The organism is Luteimonas sp. TWI596 (assembly GCF_039674105.1).
Taxonomy (GTDB): Bacteria; Pseudomonadota; Gammaproteobacteria; order Xanthomonadales; family Xanthomonadaceae; genus Luteimonas.
The window spans coordinates 38,938-55,265 of sequence record NZ_JBDJMU010000015.1 but is presented as its reverse complement, the minus strand read 5'-3'; the positions used below and the strand labels follow the sequence as shown (position 1 = coordinate 55,265).

The window sequence follows — 16,328 nt, the reverse complement described above, 5'->3', positions numbered from 1 at the left end:
ATGACGCGGCGGGAGGGCGCTACCATGGCCCTCCAGCGCCTTCCGCCCGCACCGTCATGCCTGCACCCCAACGCCAGCCGCTTCCGCTTCCCGACGGGTTCGACCCCGCACACGACCGCCTGCTGCTGCACTCGTGCTGCGCGCCGTGCTCGGGTGAGCTGATGGAGGCCTTCGTCGAGGCGGGCATCGACTACACCGTGTTCTTCTACAACCCCAATATCCATCCGGTGAAGGAATACCTGCTGCGCAAGGAGGAGAACATCCGCTTCGCGCAGAAGCACGACGTGCCGTTCGTCGACGCCGACTACGACACCGACAACTGGTTCGCCCGCGCCAAGGGCATGGAGAATGAACCCGAGCGCGGCATCCGCTGCACGATGTGCTTCGACATGCGCTTCGAGCGCACCGCGCTGTATGCCCACGAGCACGGCTTTCCCCTGATCACCAGTTCGCTGGGCATTTCGCGCTGGAAGAACATGGCGCAGATCAACGACTGCGGCCATCGTGCCGCCGCGCCCTACGACGGCCTGAGGTACTGGGACTACAACTGGCGCAAGGGGGGCGGATCGTCGCGGATGATCGACATCAGCAAGCGCGAGCGGTTCTACCAGCAGGAGTACTGCGGTTGCGTGTACTCGTTGCGCGACACCAACCGCCATCGTCGGGCGCAGGGCCGCGAGCGCATCCGCATCGGCATCCAGTTCTACGGCGATGCCGAGGATTGAGACGCGCCGCGCGGCGCGACGGGCCGGCAATGCGCTACTGTCGCCGATCACCCGAAGGAGACCCGCCATGCGCCTCGTCCTGGCCGCCTGCGCCGCTCTGGCCATCGCGCTGCCCGCCGCCGCCGCCGACCGCATCACCGGGCGGACGTTTGCGACCCGCAGCGAAGTCCTCGCGCCGCATGCGATGGCCGCGACCTCGCACCCGCTGGCGACCCAGATCGCGCTCGACACCATGCGTGCGGGCGGCTCGGCGGTCGATGCCGCGATCGCGGCCAACGCTGCGCTGGGGTTGATGGAGCCGACCGGCAACGGCATCGGTGGCGACCTGTTCGCGATCGTCTGGGACCCGAAGACGCAGCGCCTGTATGGCTATGACGGGTCCGGGCGCTCGCCGCAGTCGCTGACTCTGACCGAGTTCGCGCGTCGTGGCCTCACCGATATCCCCTCGCACGGTCCGTTGCCGGTCACCGTGCCCGGCGCGGTCGACGGCTGGTTCGCGCTGCATGGCCGCTTCGGCCGGCGCGCGATGGCCGACAACCTCGCACCGGCAATCCGCTACGCGCGCGAGGGCCATCCGGTGCACGAGGTCATCGCCTATTACTGGGACCGGTCGGTGCCGCGACTGTCGCAGTGGCCCGGCTTCACCGAGCAGTTCACGATCGATGGCCGTGCGCCGCGCAAGGGCGAGACCTGGCGCAACCCCAATCTCGCCAATACCTTGCAGGCGATCGCCGACGGCGGTCGCGACGCGTTCTACAAGGGGCAGATCGCGCGCACGATCAGCGACTACTTCGCCGCCAACGACGGCTTCCTGTCGTACGAGGACCTCGCCGCGCACACCGGCAACTGGGTCGAGCCGGTGTCGACCAACTACCGGGGCGTCGATGTCTGGGAGCTGCCGCCCAGCGGGCAGGGCATTGCGGCGCTGCAGATCCTCAACCTGCTCGAACCCTACGACCTCGCGTCCTACGGCTTCGGCAGTCCGGAACACGTGCACCTGTTCACCGAGGCCAAGAAACTCGCGTTCGCCGATCGCGCCCGCTGGTATGCCGATCCGGCGTTCCATCCGGCGCCGGTCGCACGGCTGATCTCCAAGGACTACGCGCGTGAGCGCGGGCAGCTGATCTCGATGGACCGCGCGCTGCGCGAGGTGCAGCCCGGCACGCCGCGCCAGCTCGACGAGGGCGACACGATCTACCTGACCACCGCCGATGCCGACGGCATGATGGTCTCGCTGATCCAGTCCAACTATCGCGGCATGGGCAGCGGCATGGCGCCGCCGGGCCTGGGCTTCATCCTGCAGGATCGCGGCGAGCAGTTCGTGCTTAAGGCCGACCATCCCAACGGTTACGCGCCGGGCAAGCGGCCGTTCCACACGATCATCCCCGCGTTCGCGACCCGCGACGGCGAGCCGTGGCTGAGCTTCGGCGTGATGGGCGGTGCGATGCAGCCGCAGGGCCATGTGCAGATCCTGATCAACATGATCGACTTCGGCATGAACCTGCAGGAGGCCGGCGATGCGCCGCGGATCCAGCACGATGGCTCGACCGAACCGACCGGGCAGAACACTGCGATGACCGACGGCGGCGAACTCGACCTGGAAAGCGGCTTTTCGTACGAAACCGTGCGCGCGCTGATGATGAAGGGCCATTCGGTGCGCTTCTCGCACGGCCCCTACGGCGGCTACCAGGCGATCATGAAGAACCCGCACGGCGGCTGGATCGGCGCCAGCGAATCGCGCAAGGACGGTCAGGCCGCCGGCTACTGAGCGAAGGTCGACGCCCCAAGTCACCTCCCCCGCTCGCGGCAGTGTTCGATACACAAATGTCGCGCGCGCCCCCGGGGGAGGGAGCGCAGCGCTGCGGTGCCGAAGGACCGAAGATCGCGCCACCTCCCCCGCCTGCGGGGCGAAGTCGACGCGCGCAGCGCGGCGCGTGGGGGGCGGGGCATGTCCCGACATCCAAACGACGTTTCCTCGTGGCCGATCGCCCCCACCCCAACCCTCCCCCGCACGCGGGGGAGGGAGCACGGCGCTGCAATGCCGAAGATCGTGGCACCGTCCTGCACGCGGAAGAGAGGGCCGCGCCGCAGCGCCGGCGATCGCGACACCTCCCCCGCTTGCGGGGGAGGTCGGCGCCGCAGGCGCCGGGTGGGGGCATCCCGCGATCCCCACCGCGTATCCTGCACCGATGACCGACATCCGGAAGTCCTCGATGCGCCCCATGCTGCTCGCCGTCCTGATCGCGACGTGCGCGGCCCCCGCCGCCCAGGCGCAGGCGCCGTACACCCGCTTCGACGAGGCGCCGCAGGTCGAGGCCCCCTCGCAGGCCGAACAGCGCGCCTGGACCGATTGGCTGCAGCGCAGCGCCGCCGCCCTCGCCGAGCGCGTCCAGCCGCGCGATCTCGCCCTGGCGGCGATGCTGCGCTCGGCGACCATGATGGCGGGCGATGCCCTGCGCGATGACGACGACGCGCCGTCGGCGGCGGCGCCCGTCGACGCGCAGGCCGACGCCTGGCGCCGCAGCGCGGCGGACACGGCCGGTGGCGACGCGCTCGCCAACGCACTGCTGATGGCCGGCGGCGACGCTCCGCTTCGACTGCGCGCGGCGCAGCGCTGGCTCGGCAGCGACCCGGAGAATCTCGCGCCGCTGCTGTATCGCGGCGGGCGTGTCGACACCCTGCTGACCGATGCACGCGGCGCCCGTCGCTTCGACCTGGGCATGCTCGAGCAGGTCCGATGGATCCAGGCCGCACTGCTGCGCCACCCGCCGACTGCGGCCGAACGCGCCGCATTGGCCGATGGGGGCGACGACATCGCCGACGAGCACGCGGCGACGATCGCGATGTCCCTGTGGGCCGCGTTCCCGCCGCCGGGCCTGGCGCCGATGCTGCAGGCCTGTACGCCGGACGCGCTGCGCGGCGACGCCGCCCGCCTGCGCGATTGCCGCCATATCGGCACGCTGATGGCCGACACCGCCGACACGCAGCTTGGTCGCATGCTCGGTCTCGACCTGCTGGCGCGCACCGCGGCCACCGCGGCCGAGCGGCGCGATGCGCAGTCGCGTCAGCGCACGCTCGACTGGCAGATGCTCGAATGGGGACGCATCGCCGGGTCGCAGCCGCGCGACGGCGCCGCGCAACTCGTGCGCCTGCTCGCCGACCCGTCGATCCGCAGCGAGGTCGCGCTGGTGGAGCGTGTGCTGCAGGAGGCAGGCATGTCGCCGACGCCGCCCGCGGACTGGCAACCGATGCGCTGATCCATCGCGTCGCGTGCGCGTGGTCAGTCGCGTCTGATCGCACGCCCGCGCACGGTGTGCGCGTCGAACACGAACGCGTAGGTCAGACGCACGGGCACGGTGACGGCGACTGCGTCGTCGCCGCGACAGTCCGGATCGGCATCGGCGGCCGCCACGTCGGGAAACGTGCACACCGCCGCCGCGACGAACGACCAGCGCGCCAACGCAGCGTCCACCGCCTGCGCGAACGGCGCGATGTCGGGCGTGTCACTGCGATCGCAGCCTGCCATCACCGATTCGATGACGATGTCGCGCACCGCACCTTCGACGTCGACAGTGAACGATGCGCACAGCCGCAGCGGGCTGTCGGCGACGCCGTCAGTCGGAACCGTTGGCATCGGATCGTCGATCGCCGCCGCCATCAAGAACCGCTGCGTCGAGGTCGTCGTATAGGTGGCCGCGCCAAGCGGTAACAGCATCTGGCGATCGACATGGTGGCTGCGGTGCGTGCAGCCGCTGGCCAGCAGCAGTGCGATCATCGCTGTGCCGAGTGGGCGCTTGTTCGTCCGTGTCATCCCCACGCCTTGGCGCGCAGCGCCTCATAGCCGGCCAATCCGGCGGGTCGCCGCATCGTACGTCGCCAGGGATGGGCCCCACTGCCTGCGTCGTGGGCATGCTGTTGCGCCCAGCCGGCCGCCGCGCAAGGCCCTCCCTCGCTTGCGGGGGAGGGTTGGGTGGGGGCGATGGCGTCGAGAGGACGCTGGCCTGCCGCGAGCTGGCGGTGTCTCTCTCGTCCGGGACGAATTGTTACAACCGCTGCGCCTTGCCGGCGGCCAGCGCGTCATCGAGCAGGCGCGGCAGCGCCGCTTCGATCTGGCGGCTGGCTTCAGCCTGGCGTTCCCCGAGCGCACCCTGGCGACGACCCAGTTCGGCTTGCTGCTGCCCCAGTGCGCGCTGACGTTCGGCGAGGTCGCGCTGGCGGGCGGCGATCTCGTCCAGGTCGCGCTGATCGCTGGCGGGCACGTCACCGTCGCCGGCCAGCGCGCGTTGCGTGGCGGCGGTGGCCAGGCGGGCCTGCCGTTGGCCGAGCACACCCTGTTCGGCGCCGAGCCGGCCTTGCTCCCCACCCAGGCGGCCTTGCTGCGTGCCCAGCTCGCTCTGTTCGCGGCCGAGGCGGGTGACGGGCTCGAGCAGCGTGTCGAAGCGACGCAGGGTGGCGGGATCGCGGATCAGATAGCGGTCGTTGCCGCGTCGCAGCCACAGCGCATCGCCGCCGCCGGTCTGGCGCCTGGCCGCCTCGAAATCGTCCGTCGAGCCGCTCATGACGAAATCGGCGCCGCCGCGGGTGCGCACATAGGCCTGGGGCGTCCGGCCGGAGATCTGGACCTGACGGGTGCCGGACGTCGTCGCCGAGGCGACCGATGACGCGATTGCCGGCGCGGCGGCGGCCAGGGCCTCGGACGTCGCGGCGGCCGTGATTTCGGCGATCTCGGCCGAACTGAGTGCGGCTTCGGCCGCCTGCGCCGCCGAGGTGGCGATCTCGGCGATCTCCGCCGGGCTGAGCGCGGCGGCCGCTGCTGCGCTGATCGCCGGGCGCGCAGGCGTTGCAGGCGCTGCCGGTGCCACCGGCAACACGGGGCGCGTGGGGGTTGCGGCCGCGGCCGGCACCGGGGGGACCGCGGAGGCGGCCGGCGCGGCGACCAGCCGCAATGGCAGCACGCCAGCGACGGCGACGCCGAGCAGCAGCAGTGATGCGCCCAGGCGCGAGGAGGAATGCGTGGTCTGGAGCATGGTCAGTCTCCGCTTGAGGCTCAGGAAGGTGGGCGATGCGCTGGCCAGGCACGCAGGCCGGCCAGGTGTGACGCCCAGGCGCACCAGCAGGCGGCCGTAGCCGTGTCGGCAGCGATGGTCGCCGGCGACCACGGCGGCGTCGCAGGCGGCCTCGCGGGCGATGCCGTACTCGCGCACGGCCAGATGCACCAAGGGATGGAAGAACAGCAGGTGGCGCGCCAGTGTCGGGACCCAGCCCAGCCACAGGTCGCCGCGGCGCAGATGCACCAGCTCATGCGTCAGCGCCATGTCCAGTTCGTCGCTGTCGAGCGCGGTCTGGTCGGGCAGCAGCAATGTCGGGCGCAGTGCACCGACCAGTTGAGGCGAGGCAATCTGTGCGGAGATCCGCAGCACCGGCGCGCGGCGCAGGCCGTGGGCCTCGCACGCCAGCGCCAGCGCCTGGGTCAGCGAGGCATCGGTGCAGGGACGCGCGCTGCGGACCAGGGCGCGGGCCTCGCGCCAGCCGCGCAGCGTGCCGACGGCCATCACCAGGACACCGGCGGCCCACAGCGCCGCGATTGCGATCGGCCACAGCGGCGCGGCGACCTGCGGTGCCTGTACGGCGACAATTGCGACGCCGCTGGCGGGCAGGTCCAGCGCCGGTATCGCCGGCGGGGCGGCGGCCGGCAGCCACGGCAGTTCCATCCTGCCGACGGCCAGGCCCAGCACGGCCTGCACGCCCACCAGCCACCACAGCCAGCACTGGCTGGCGGCGGACAGCCGCGGCAGCCAGCGGCACAGCCCCCAGACCACGGCGGCGAGCACCAGTGTGTGCAGGCTGGTCGCGGCCAGGCGTTCGAGCAGTGTCGCGATCATGGTGTCCATGCTCAGTCCTCTCCGCGCTCGGATTGCAGGCGTGCGACCAGTGCCTCGAGTTCGGCCAGTTCGTCATCGCTGACCTTGCCGCGCTTGGACATGAAGGCCACGAACGGGCTGACCGAGCCCTGCAGGGTCTTCTCCACGAAGGCCGCGACCGCGCCCTGGACCACGTCGTCCTCGCCGCGCGTGGCGGCATAGCGATAGACGCCGTCAACGCGGTGGCGCCGCAGATAGCCCTTGGCGCGCAGCCGCTCCATCATCGTGAGAACGGTCGAGCGCGCCAGGCCGCGCGCCTCGCCGAAGTCGGCGGCGACTTCGCCGACCGTCGCGTCGCCTTGCTGTCCGATCGACTGGAGCAAGGCGAGCTCCTGGTCTCCGATCGTGGATCTGGCCATGGTGGTGTTCCCGGTTGACTACAGATGTCGTCAGGCTAGTCGTGACGACAGCTGTCGTCAAGCATGACCGATGGCATGGGCCGGCATTGCGCGCCTGCGGATTGGCCGGGGCTCCACACACGCCCGTCCGCTTGCCGGTGTACGCTGGCCTCGACCGGACCTGCGGAAGACGTCGATGAAGACCGTGCTGGTGGCCAGTTCCAAGGGCGGCGTCGGCAAGACCACGATCGCCACCCATCTCGCCGCGCATGCGGCGCTGGCGGGCGAGTCGACCGTGCTGATCGACGCCGACCCGCAGCACTCGTCCACTCGCTGGGCCGAGCGCCGCGCCGGCCTCGACAGCGCGGTGCTGCCGATCGACGGCAGCGCACGGCACCGCAAGGTCCTGGCGGCAATCCCCGAGGGCACCACGCGGCTGATCGTCGATGCCGCCGCCGGTGCGATGGCCGACGATCTCGACGCCTATCTGGAAGCCGCCGACGCGATCGTGGTGCCGGTGCTGCCGTCGGCGCTCGACATCGATGCGACAGTGGGCTTTCTCAACTCGCTCGCCCGCCACCCGCGCGTGCGCCGCGGCAACACCCGCGTGGGCCTGGTCGCCAATCGGCTGCGGCCGTGGACCAACGCTTCGCAGCAGGCACTCGACCTGCTTGCGCAATGGCCATATCCGGTGGTCGCGCAACTGCGCGACAGCCAGGCCTACGTGATGCTCGTGGGGCTGGGCCGCAGCCTGTTCGACTACCATTCGGCGCAGGTGCGCGAGCATCAGGACGATTGGACACCGCTGCTGAAGTGGCTGAAGAAGTAATCGCGCACCCGATCCCGACCCGACGACGAGACCGCCACGCCCATGCGCGAACTGATCCTGCTCCGCCACGCCCACGCCGACCCTGCGCTGCCCGGACAGGCGGACATCGACCGTCCGCTGTCGGCCGAGGGTCTGGCCGAGGCCGAGGCGGCTGGGCGCTGGCTGCGCGACAAGGCGCTGGTCCCCGATTGCGTGCTCTGCTCGCCGGCCAGGCGCACGCGCGAGACGCTCGAAGCGGTGCTGGGCGTGGTCGGCTATGTCGATCAGCGTCTGGAACCGGCGATCTACGAAGCCACACCCGGCACGCTGGCCGGCCTGGTCGACGACCATCGCGAGGTCGGGCGGCTGCTGCTGGTTGGCCACAACCCGGGCCTCGAACGGCTTGCGGCGTTGCTGCACAGCGGCCAGTCGGGCGACTACCGCGGCATGCCGCCAGGCGGCATCGCGGTGTTGAGCCTGCGCGACGACGCCGCGGTCGAGCCGGGCGTCGCCGACCTGTCGGCGTTCTGGTGGCCCTGACCGTCACGTTCGGAACGATGGCAACGACACCGGCGTGCATTGCGTGTGCAGGTCACAGGCCTTCGCCGGTTGCACCGTGGCTGCTGTCGGCCGGTCTGTGGCTGTCGGCGATCGCGGCCGTGCCGGCGTTGGCCGGCGAGACCCGCGCGCTGGTGCTCGACACCGCGCGCTCGGACATCGGCTTCCAGTTGCGCACGCGCTGGGGCCAGCAGCTCGAAGGCCGGTTCGACGATTGGCACGGCGAGATCGTGTTGCTGCCTGACGGCCACCATCAGGTGCGCTTGACGCTGCCCACCGGCGGCGTGGAAATCGTCGGCAGCCGCAGCTACACCCGCATTACCCGGGGTGCCGGTTTCTTCGATGTCGAACGCCATCCCGAAGTGAGGTTCGTCTCCGATCCCTATCCGCCGACGCTCGCCCGCGAGGGGGGCGCGATGACCGGCGTGCTGAGCATCCGCGGGATCGCCCAGCGCGAGACGTTCCGGATCGCGCCGGCCGAGTGCGCGCGGCCGGCCGTGGACTGCGACGTCGTCGGCGAGGGCGATGTCCGCCGGAGTCGTTACGCGATGGACCGCTGGGGCTACGCGCTGTCCGACCAGGTCCGCTTCACACTGCGGATCCGGGCGGTGGAGCCGCACTGATGCGCTGGATCGGACGTGCCTTGCTGCTGGCGGCGACGCTGGCCACCGGCGCCTGTACGACGCTCACGTCCGCGCAGCGCGAGCGCGCGGCGCAGATCGCGCTCGAGGCGCGCGACACCACGATCGTGTGCGAGCGCGCCGACGCCTGCGCAACCCCGTCGCCGTTGCGCGAACTGGGCGTGCGCGCATTCGCGCGCAGCGCGCCGGAGGCGCCGCATCATGCCGCGCTGCTGCTCGAGTACGGGCAGGATGCATTGATCGCGCGGCTGGACCTGATCCGCGGCGCGCAGCGCACGCTCGATGTGCAGACCTACATCTTCGACGAGGACGATTCGGGTCACCTGGTGCTCGAGGAGCTGTTGGCCGCCGCCCGTCGCGGTGTGCGCGTGCGGCTGCTGGTCGATCAGCTCTCGGCGCTGCGCACCGTCGAGACCCTCACCGCCCTGGCCGGTGCGCATGTCGGTTTCGAGCTGCGCATCTACAACCCGGTACTGGGCCGCGCGCGCATCAGTTATCCGCGCTACGCACTGGCTGCGGCGTGCTGCTGGCGCCGGCTCAACCAGCGCATGCACAGCAAGGCGCTGCTGGTCGACGGTTTGGTCGGCATCACCGGTGGCCGCAATTACCAGGACGACTATTTCGATTGGAACGACAGCTTCAACTTCCGCGATCGCGATGTCCTGGTCGCCGGCCCGGTGGTGGCCGACATGGCCGAGAACTTCGAGGCGTTCTGGCAGTCGTCGCTGAGCACGCCGGTCGAGCAGCTCACCGATGTCGGTCGCCAGCTGCTGCGCGGCGGCGTGCCCGATGTGTCGTTCCTGGACTATGCGCGGCCCGAGCGCGTGGCTTCGGTCTCGGCCGACGCCAGCGACGCGGTGCTGGTGCAGCAGCGCCTGGCCGCGGCCGCGCTCGAGGTGGGCGAGGTGGAATTCATCGGCGACCTGCCGGCCAAGCACAAGCGCGACCACGAGCGCGCGCAGGACGCGACCGCCGCCACGCCGCGGCTGCGCGAACTGATCGAGTCGGCCGACCAAGACGTGCTGCTGCAAACCCCGTACCTGGTGCTGTCCAAGCCGGCCGAGCACATGTTCGCGGACCTGCGCGAGCGGCCCGATCCGCCGCAGGTGACCGTGTCCACCAACAGCCTGGCGGCGACCGACTCGTTCATCACCTACGCGCTGTCCTACAAGTACAAACGCCGGCACCTGCGCGATTTCGGCTTCCACATCTACGAGTACAAGCCGTTTCCCGAGGATGCGCCGATCGACCTGGAAGCGACCGGCGCGGTCGGGATCTCCTGGAACGCCGATGGCAGCGTCAACATCGAGCGGAGCGGAGCGGAGGGCGTGGCGACGACACGTGAGGCTGCGCTGGCGGCCAGGCCGGCCAGTGCGCCACCGCTCACGCGCGAGTACTCGGCGCTGCGCTACGCCGGCATCGGCGTGAACCGGCGCGTGCCGCTCAACCGCGCCGGGGTGCGGGTCGGGCTGCATGCCAAATCGATGGTGATCGACGATCGGGTCGGCGTCGTCGGCACGCACAACTTCGACCCGCGCGGCGACACGCTCAATACCGAAAGTGCGATCGTCATCGCCGACCCTGCATTCGCGCGCCGGCTGGCGGCGAGCATCCATCGTGACATCGCGCCGGCGAACTCGTGGACCATCGCCCGGCGCGACAAGCCGGCGTTCTTCTCCGGCATCGATTACACGATGGCGAAGATCTCCGAGCGATTGCCGGTGTTCGACCTGTGGCCCACGCGCTATGCGACCAGCTACGAGTTCCAGCCCGGACCCGATTGCCCGGCGCCACTGTCGCCCGACGATCCGGGCTTTCGCGCCTGCTATGCGCCTGTCGGCGATTTCCCCGAGGTCAACCTCGGCTGGCGCAGCCTGCTGACCCGGATCTCGACGGCCTTCGGGGCGGGTCTGGTGCCGATCCTGTAGCGAACGCAGGCCACGGCGCGCCCGCCGTGGAGACGTCTTGCGCGGGCCGCGGGCGTGACGTGCGTGCTCTGATCCCGTTGGGATGCCCCGTGCGTCCGCAACGTGCGCCGCGCCCGGCTTGGAGGGCGCCTTGCTCGTGGCGCGGACGTGCCGGACGGCCGTCTTGAATAAACGAAAGCTGAACAATCGCTGCGGCCGGGCCGAGTATGACGTCCGGCACATGGTGTTCTCGAACGGTGGTGTTGTAGTCTACCAACACACCGAAGCACAACCACACCGGAGCACGACCATGCAGACCCAGACCGCCCCCGCCCGCACCGCCCCCAACGCTGCCTATGTCCGTCCGTTCGGCATTGGCTACGGCCGCAGCAGCGGTTACGGCACGCCGCGCAGCTACAGCCAGTCGTCGGTGCCCAGCCGCTTCCGCGTGGCTTGACCGGCTCTTCCGCCTTCGTCTCCTGGACCTTCGCCATGACCCGCATGCTCGCCATCGTTGACGCTGCCGCGCGCCTTGCCCCGATGTCTTCATTGCCGCGCCAGATCGGCCGCGCGCAGGCCGCCCGCCGCTGGCGCGGCACCGGGGCCCGCGGTCGCGATGCCGGGTCGCTGCCGCAGCGGTTCCGTTTCGCCTGATCCGCCGGACCGACCGCGACGTCCAGGCCGCGCGACGCCGACCCGTCGCTGCCGCCCGGCCGCACCGCAACGCAGCGGTGCATGCGCCACGTCGAGGAACGGCCTAAGCTGGCGCGTTCCCGCCCGGAGTTCCGCGCCGCATGTTCCGCAGCGACACCACGGTCGAGCAGCTCAACGCGCTGTCGGCCAATACCGCGATCGTCGCGCTCGGCATCGTCTTCACCGAGATCGGCCCCGATTACCTGCGTGCGACCATGCCGGTCGATGCGCGGACCCACCAGCCCTACGGGCTGCTGCACGGCGGCGCATCTGCGCTGCTGGCCGAGACGATCGGCAGCACCGCCGGCGGCCTGGCCGCGCCCGAGGGCTGCGGCGTCGTCGGCATCGAGATCAACGCCAACCATCTGCGCGGTGTGCGCAGCGGCACCGTCACCGGGACCGCGCGCGCGCTGCACGTGGGTCGCAGCACGCAGGTCTGGGACATCCGCATCGAAGATGCCGACGGTCGGTTGGTCTGCGCCTCGCGGCTGACGCTGGCGGTGATCCCCAAGCCGTGAGCGCGTCCCTGCTCGGCAGTGGCGCGTCCAGGACCGGTTTGGGTATGGTGCGCGCATGACGTCCTTCCCCATTCATGCCGGCACCGGCGGCCCGTCGGTGCGCGCTTTGCGCTATGCGTATCGCGTGCCGATGCTGCTGTGGCACGTCTTCGTGCACTTGCCGCTGGTGCTGTTGTCGATGGTGCCGCCGATCGGCGCGCGCACGCTGCGCAGCGGTGAGCGGATCGATCACCGGATGATCCGCTGGTGGCAGGGCGGGCTGATGCGGGTGTTCGGTTTCCGGATGCGTCGGATCGGCACCCCGTTGCCGGGTGCGACGCTGTTCGTCGCCAACCACGTGAGCTGGGTCGACATCGTCGCGCTGCACAGCCAGCGGATGATGGGCTTCGTCGCCAAGCGCGAGATCGCCGGCTGGCCGGTGGTGGGCTGGCTGGCCGCGCGCGGGGAGACCATCTTCCACCAGCGCGGCAACCAGGAGTCGCTGGGCGGGGTGCTGCAGGAAATGCTCGCGCGGCTGCGCGCCGGACGCCCGGTCGCGGTGTTTCCCGAAGGGCGCACGCGTGGCGGCACGCATGTCGGCCCGTTCCACGCGCGCATCTTCCTGGCCGCGGTCGAGGCCAATGTCGCGGTGCAGCCAGTCGCGTTGCGCTACGGCGTCGGCGGCGCGGCGCAGACGATCGTGGCGTTCCGTGAGCGCGAGTCGTTCTTCGCCAACTTCCTGCGCTTGCTGGGCGAGGCGCCGCGGCAGGCCGACGTGATCTTCCTCGAGCCGATCCTGCCGGGCGAAGGCGAGGGCCGGCGCCGGATCGCCGATGTCTCGCGCGAGCGCATCGTCGCCGCGCTGGAGGCGGCGGGATGAGCGCGGCGCATCCGTCGGCGACGGCGGATGCGGACCGGCTGCCGGGCGCCGATGGCGGCCTGCGCGGCAGCGACTACGCGCCGCCGGCTTGGCTGCGCAGCCCGCATGTGCAGACCGTGCTGGGCAGCAGCCCCTGGCGCCGCCGACGCGGCGCCCGGCTGCTCGCGGCGACCGGCGCGGTGACCACCGAGCATCTGGTCGACGGCGGCGAGGGCGTGCGCCTGCACGGTCTGCATTCGGTGGTGCCCGGCACCGCGTCGCGCGGGCTGGCCCTGCTGCTGCACGGCTGGGAAGGCAGCACCGAATCGAGCTACATGCGCCTGACCGCGGCGCGGATGCTCGAGCGCGGTTACGAGGTGTTCCGGCTGAACTTCCGCGATCACGGCGGCAGCCATCACCTCAACGAGGCGATCTTCCATTCCAACCGGATCGACGAGGTCGTCCATGCCGCGCTCGACGTGGCGCGGCGCTTTCCTGCCCGGCCGATGGTTGCGGCCGGCTACTCGCTCGGTGGCAACTTCGTGCTGCGCCTGGCGTTGCGCGCGCCGGCGGTCGGCCTGCAGCTGGCCGGCGTGGCCTCGGTGTGTCCGGTGGTCGATCCGGCGCGCACGATGGTGTACATGGAGCGCGGTCATGGGCTGTACCTGCGGCATTTCGAACGCACCTGGCGTGCGTCGCTGCGGCGCAAGCGCGCGCTGTTCCCCGACCGCCATGCATTCGACGATGCCACCTTGCGCCTGGGCATGCGCGAGCTGACCGAGTGGCTGGTCCAGACCCACACCGATTTCGGCACGCTCGACAACTACTTCGATGGCTACTCGGTCGCCGGCGACCGCCTGGCCGGCCTGCAGGTGCCGACCGACATCCTGATGGCGGCCGACGATCCGGTGATTCCGCTCGACGCGTTCCACACCCTGGCATTGCCGGCGCATGCCCGCATCGAACTCAGCCGCTGGGGCGGGCACTGCGGCTTCCTGCTCGATGCCCACCTCGACGGGTTCGCCGAACGCTGGGTCGCCGCGCGACTCGACGCACATGCCGACGCGGCACGCGAGGCGGGCACCCGCACCCGCCTGGCGAGCGCGATCGGCAGCGACCTGGCGCCCGGCGCCGGTTGAGCGGCGCCGCGCAGATCACTTCCCCGCATCGCGGACGTCGGCGCGCGCAGCGCGACGGACGGAGGCACGCGCTCCGGCCGTCAGCAGATGGCCCGCTACAATGGCCGGCCCAGCCAGACGGACGGCGCCACGCCGGCACCAGCATGCAGCAACAGATCCTCGATGCCCTGCGCCGCGGCGCCCACGATGACGCCGCCGCGCTCGCGCGCCAGGCCCTGGCCGATGCGCCCCGCGATGTCGGCCTGTTGCGCGCCGCCGCGCTTGCGTTGCGCACGGCTGGCGACCGCGATGGCGCGCTGGCGGCGATCGACGCCGCGCTCGCCGATGCGCCCGACGAGGCCGAGCTGCACTTCCAGCGTGCGGGCATGCTGCTCGACGCACGCGACATCGAGGCCGCGCAGGCGGCGTTGTCGCAGACGGTGTCGCTCGATCCCAACCAGTTCGGCGCCTATGTGATGCGCGCGCAGCTGGCGATCGGCCGCGGCGATCTCGACGAAGCCGAGCAGCAGCAGAAGCTGGCCGAGCGCGTGGCGCCCGAGCATCCGTGGACGACGATGCTCGCCGGCGCGATCGCCTCGCGCCGCGGCGACCACGACCGCGCGCTGGGCCTGCTGTCGCATGCCTCCGGTCAGGCGCCGGACGACCTGCAGGTGCTGCACGCGCTGGCCTTCGGCTATCTCGCGGCCGGGCACCTGGCGTTCGCCGAGCAGGCGTTCCGCCGCGTGATCGAGAAGACCGGCCAGGCGCCGCTGCGCGGGCTGCTGGCGCAGATCGTGCTGCAGCAGGGCCGTCCGGCCGACGCCGCCGACGTGATCGCCGAACTGCTGGCCGATCCGGCGCAGGTCACCCCGGCGTGGCAGACGCTGGGCGGCGAGCTCGAACTGGAGGCCGGGCGCCCCGAGCGCGCCGCGCCGCTGCTCCACGCCGCGTTCGCCGCGCATCCCGAGTCGCGCCGTGCAACCCATGCGCTGGTCCAGCTGTGGAGCAGGACCGACGCTGCGGACGATGCCCGCAGCACGCTCGATGCCGCGCTCGCCGCCGCGCCCGAGCACGATCACCTGTGGCTTGCGCGGCTGGCGTTCGAGCCGTTCGCCGGTGAGGCCGCGCGCAGCATCGTCGAGCGCTGGAACGCGCGACGTCCCGATCATCTGCCGGCGTTGCAGGCGCGCCTGTCGCTGGAGACCGGCGCCGGCGACATGGAGGCGGCCGAAGCGGTCGCGCGTGCGGTCACCGCACTGCGGCCCGGCCATGGCGCAGCCAATGAGTTCCTGTTCAACCAACTGCTCGCACGCGACCCGGATGCGGCGGTGACCTTTGCCGAAGGCCTGCAGGCGACCGCGCACGACGGCGCCCGCCTGATGCTGCGCCGCTGGGTCGGCCTGGCCCAGGACGCGGCCGGCCGCTACGCCGATGCGGTCGCGACCTGGACCGCGGTCAGCGTCGAGACCAGCGCCGCGGCGAGCGCACCACCCGAGCCGACGGCTGCGCCGGCGCAGTGGCCGGCGGTCGCCGAGACTTTGGCGGCGCAGCCTGCGGCGGTGTTCCTCTATGGCCCGCCCGGCGCCCAGGTCGACCGCGTCGCCGGCCTTCTGCGGCACGCGGTGCGCCAGTTCCGCGCCGACCGGTTCGCCGGTCCGGTCGCCGACGCCTTCCAGGACACGGGCGTGCCGGCCCGGCTCGCTGCGGGCGAATTCACCGCACGACAGATCGTCGACAGCTGGCGCACCCAGTTGCCGGCACGCGACGCCGGCGAGGGCGCGATCGTCGACTGGCTGCCGTGGTGGGACAACGCCTGGCTGCTGGCGCTGCGGTCCGAGTTGCCGCAGGCGCGCTTGCTGCTGGCGCTGCGCGATCCGCGCGACATGCTGCTCGAATGGCTGGCGTTCGGTACCGCGCTGACCATGCGGGTGGACGACGCCCAGGGTGCGGCCGACTGGTTGGCCCGCCACCTGGCGCAGTTCGCCGACCTCATCGAGCAGCAACTGATGCCGGTCACGGTCGTGCGCACCGATGCGCCGACTGCCGATCCGATGGCGGTCGCGGCCGCGCTGGGCGAGGCCCTGGCGCTCGACGGCTTCCCGGTGCCGCCGCCGCAGGCGCTGGGTGCCGATCGCCTGCCCGCCGGACGCTGGCGCGCGTACACCGACGCGCTGGCCGGCCCGATCGCCGCATTGACCCCGGTCGCGGTGCGCTTGGGCTATCCACAGGCCTGACCGCCGCCCCGACTTCCGCCACGCAGGAG

General features: G+C 71.4%; 15 protein-coding genes and 1 pseudogene. 13 read left to right on the top strand and 3 right to left on the bottom strand.

Annotated features, from left to right (window positions below; genetic code table 11):
• The first annotated feature begins 56 nt into the window (after positions 1–56).
• The 3 genes from ABE487_RS12500 to ABE487_RS12490 all read left to right on the top strand — a co-directional run bounded on the left by ABE487_RS12500 (position 57) and on the right by ABE487_RS12490 (position 3,982).
• Positions 57–725, top strand: a complete 669-nt coding sequence (locus ABE487_RS12500; protein ID WP_346451270.1) for an epoxyqueuosine reductase QueH — start codon at positions 57–59, stop codon at positions 723–725.
• A 67-nt stretch (positions 726–792) separates the two neighbouring features.
• On the top strand, positions 793–2,493 hold the full coding sequence (ggt, locus tag ABE487_RS12495; RefSeq protein ID WP_346451272.1) for a gamma-glutamyltransferase: 1,701 nt from the start codon (positions 793–795) through the stop codon (positions 2,491–2,493).
• Positions 2,494–2,914: 421 nt separating this feature from the next.
• A complete protein-coding gene (locus ABE487_RS12490) occupies positions 2,915–3,982 on the top strand; it encodes a hypothetical protein (protein ID WP_346451274.1) in 1,068 nt (355 codons plus the stop codon).
• A gap of 23 nt (positions 3,983–4,005) precedes the next feature.
• On the opposite strand, the gene ABE487_RS12485 is transcribed toward ABE487_RS12490, so the two are convergent.
• The 3 genes from ABE487_RS12485 to ABE487_RS12475 form a co-directional block, all read right to left on the bottom strand.
• Positions 4,006–4,536: a hypothetical protein gene (locus ABE487_RS12485; RefSeq protein ID WP_346451275.1), complete on the bottom strand. Its 531-nt coding sequence runs from the start codon at positions 4,534–4,536 to the stop codon at positions 4,006–4,008.
• 232 nt (positions 4,537–4,768) lie between these two features.
• On the bottom strand, positions 4,769–6,616 hold the full coding sequence (locus ABE487_RS12480; protein WP_346451277.1) for a M56 family metallopeptidase: 1,848 nt from the start codon (positions 6,614–6,616) through the stop codon (positions 4,769–4,771).
• Between the two features lie 2 nt (positions 6,617–6,618).
• Positions 6,619–7,005: a BlaI/MecI/CopY family transcriptional regulator gene (locus tag ABE487_RS12475; RefSeq protein WP_241944957.1), complete on the bottom strand. Its 387-nt coding sequence runs from the start codon at positions 7,003–7,005 to the stop codon at positions 6,619–6,621.
• A 175-nt stretch (positions 7,006–7,180) separates the two neighbouring features.
• On the opposite strand from ABE487_RS12475, the gene ABE487_RS12470 reads away from it, so the two are divergent.
• The 10 genes and pseudogenes from ABE487_RS12470 (at position 7,181) to ABE487_RS12425 (ending at position 16,299) form a co-directional block, all read left to right on the top strand.
• Positions 7,181–7,813 (top strand): ParA family protein, encoded by a 633-nt coding sequence (locus ABE487_RS12470; RefSeq protein ID WP_346444830.1) that lies wholly within the window; start codon positions 7,181–7,183, stop codon positions 7,811–7,813.
• Positions 7,814–7,855: 42 nt separating this feature from the next.
• Positions 7,856–8,332: a histidine phosphatase family protein gene (locus ABE487_RS12465; protein ID WP_346451279.1), complete on the top strand. Its 477-nt coding sequence runs from the start codon at positions 7,856–7,858 to the stop codon at positions 8,330–8,332.
• Entirely contained in the window at positions 8,323–8,973 is a 651-nt protein-coding gene (locus tag ABE487_RS12460) for a YceI family protein (protein WP_346451281.1), read from the top strand. Before ABE487_RS12465 ends, ABE487_RS12460 begins: the two co-directional genes overlap by 10 nt.
• A complete protein-coding gene (locus tag ABE487_RS12455; protein ID WP_346448195.1) occupies positions 8,973–10,919 on the top strand; it encodes a phospholipase D family protein in 1,947 nt (648 codons plus the stop codon). The genes ABE487_RS12460 and ABE487_RS12455 overlap by 1 nt, the downstream gene beginning before the upstream one ends.
• A 289-nt stretch (positions 10,920–11,208) precedes the next feature.
• Complete coding sequence (locus ABE487_RS12450) at positions 11,209–11,355, top strand: hypothetical protein (protein WP_346444822.1); 147 nt, start codon at positions 11,209–11,211, stop codon at positions 11,353–11,355.
• Positions 11,356–11,390: 35 nt separating this feature from the next.
• Positions 11,391–11,552 carry a hypothetical protein gene (locus ABE487_RS12445; RefSeq protein ID WP_346444820.1) on the top strand — a complete coding sequence of 54 codons (162 nt, stop codon included), beginning with the start codon at positions 11,391–11,393 and terminating at the stop codon, positions 11,550–11,552.
• Between the two features lie 140 nt (positions 11,553–11,692).
• Complete coding sequence (locus ABE487_RS12440) at positions 11,693–12,109, top strand: hotdog fold thioesterase (protein WP_346451283.1); 417 nt, start codon at positions 11,693–11,695, stop codon at positions 12,107–12,109.
• A gap of 55 nt (positions 12,110–12,164) precedes the next feature.
• Positions 12,165–12,968, top strand: a complete 804-nt coding sequence (locus ABE487_RS12435) for a lysophospholipid acyltransferase family protein (RefSeq protein ID WP_346444816.1) — start codon at positions 12,165–12,167, stop codon at positions 12,966–12,968.
• 59 nt (positions 12,969–13,027) lie between these two features.
• Positions 13,028–14,002, top strand: a pseudogene (locus ABE487_RS12430) (alpha/beta fold hydrolase); the annotation flags it as partial.
• Positions 14,003–14,229: 227 nt separating this feature from the next.
• Positions 14,230–16,299 carry a tetratricopeptide repeat protein gene (locus ABE487_RS12425; RefSeq protein ID WP_346451285.1) on the top strand — a complete coding sequence of 690 codons (2,070 nt, stop codon included), beginning with the start codon at positions 14,230–14,232 and terminating at the stop codon, positions 16,297–16,299.
• Positions 16,300–16,328 lie beyond the last annotated feature (29 nt).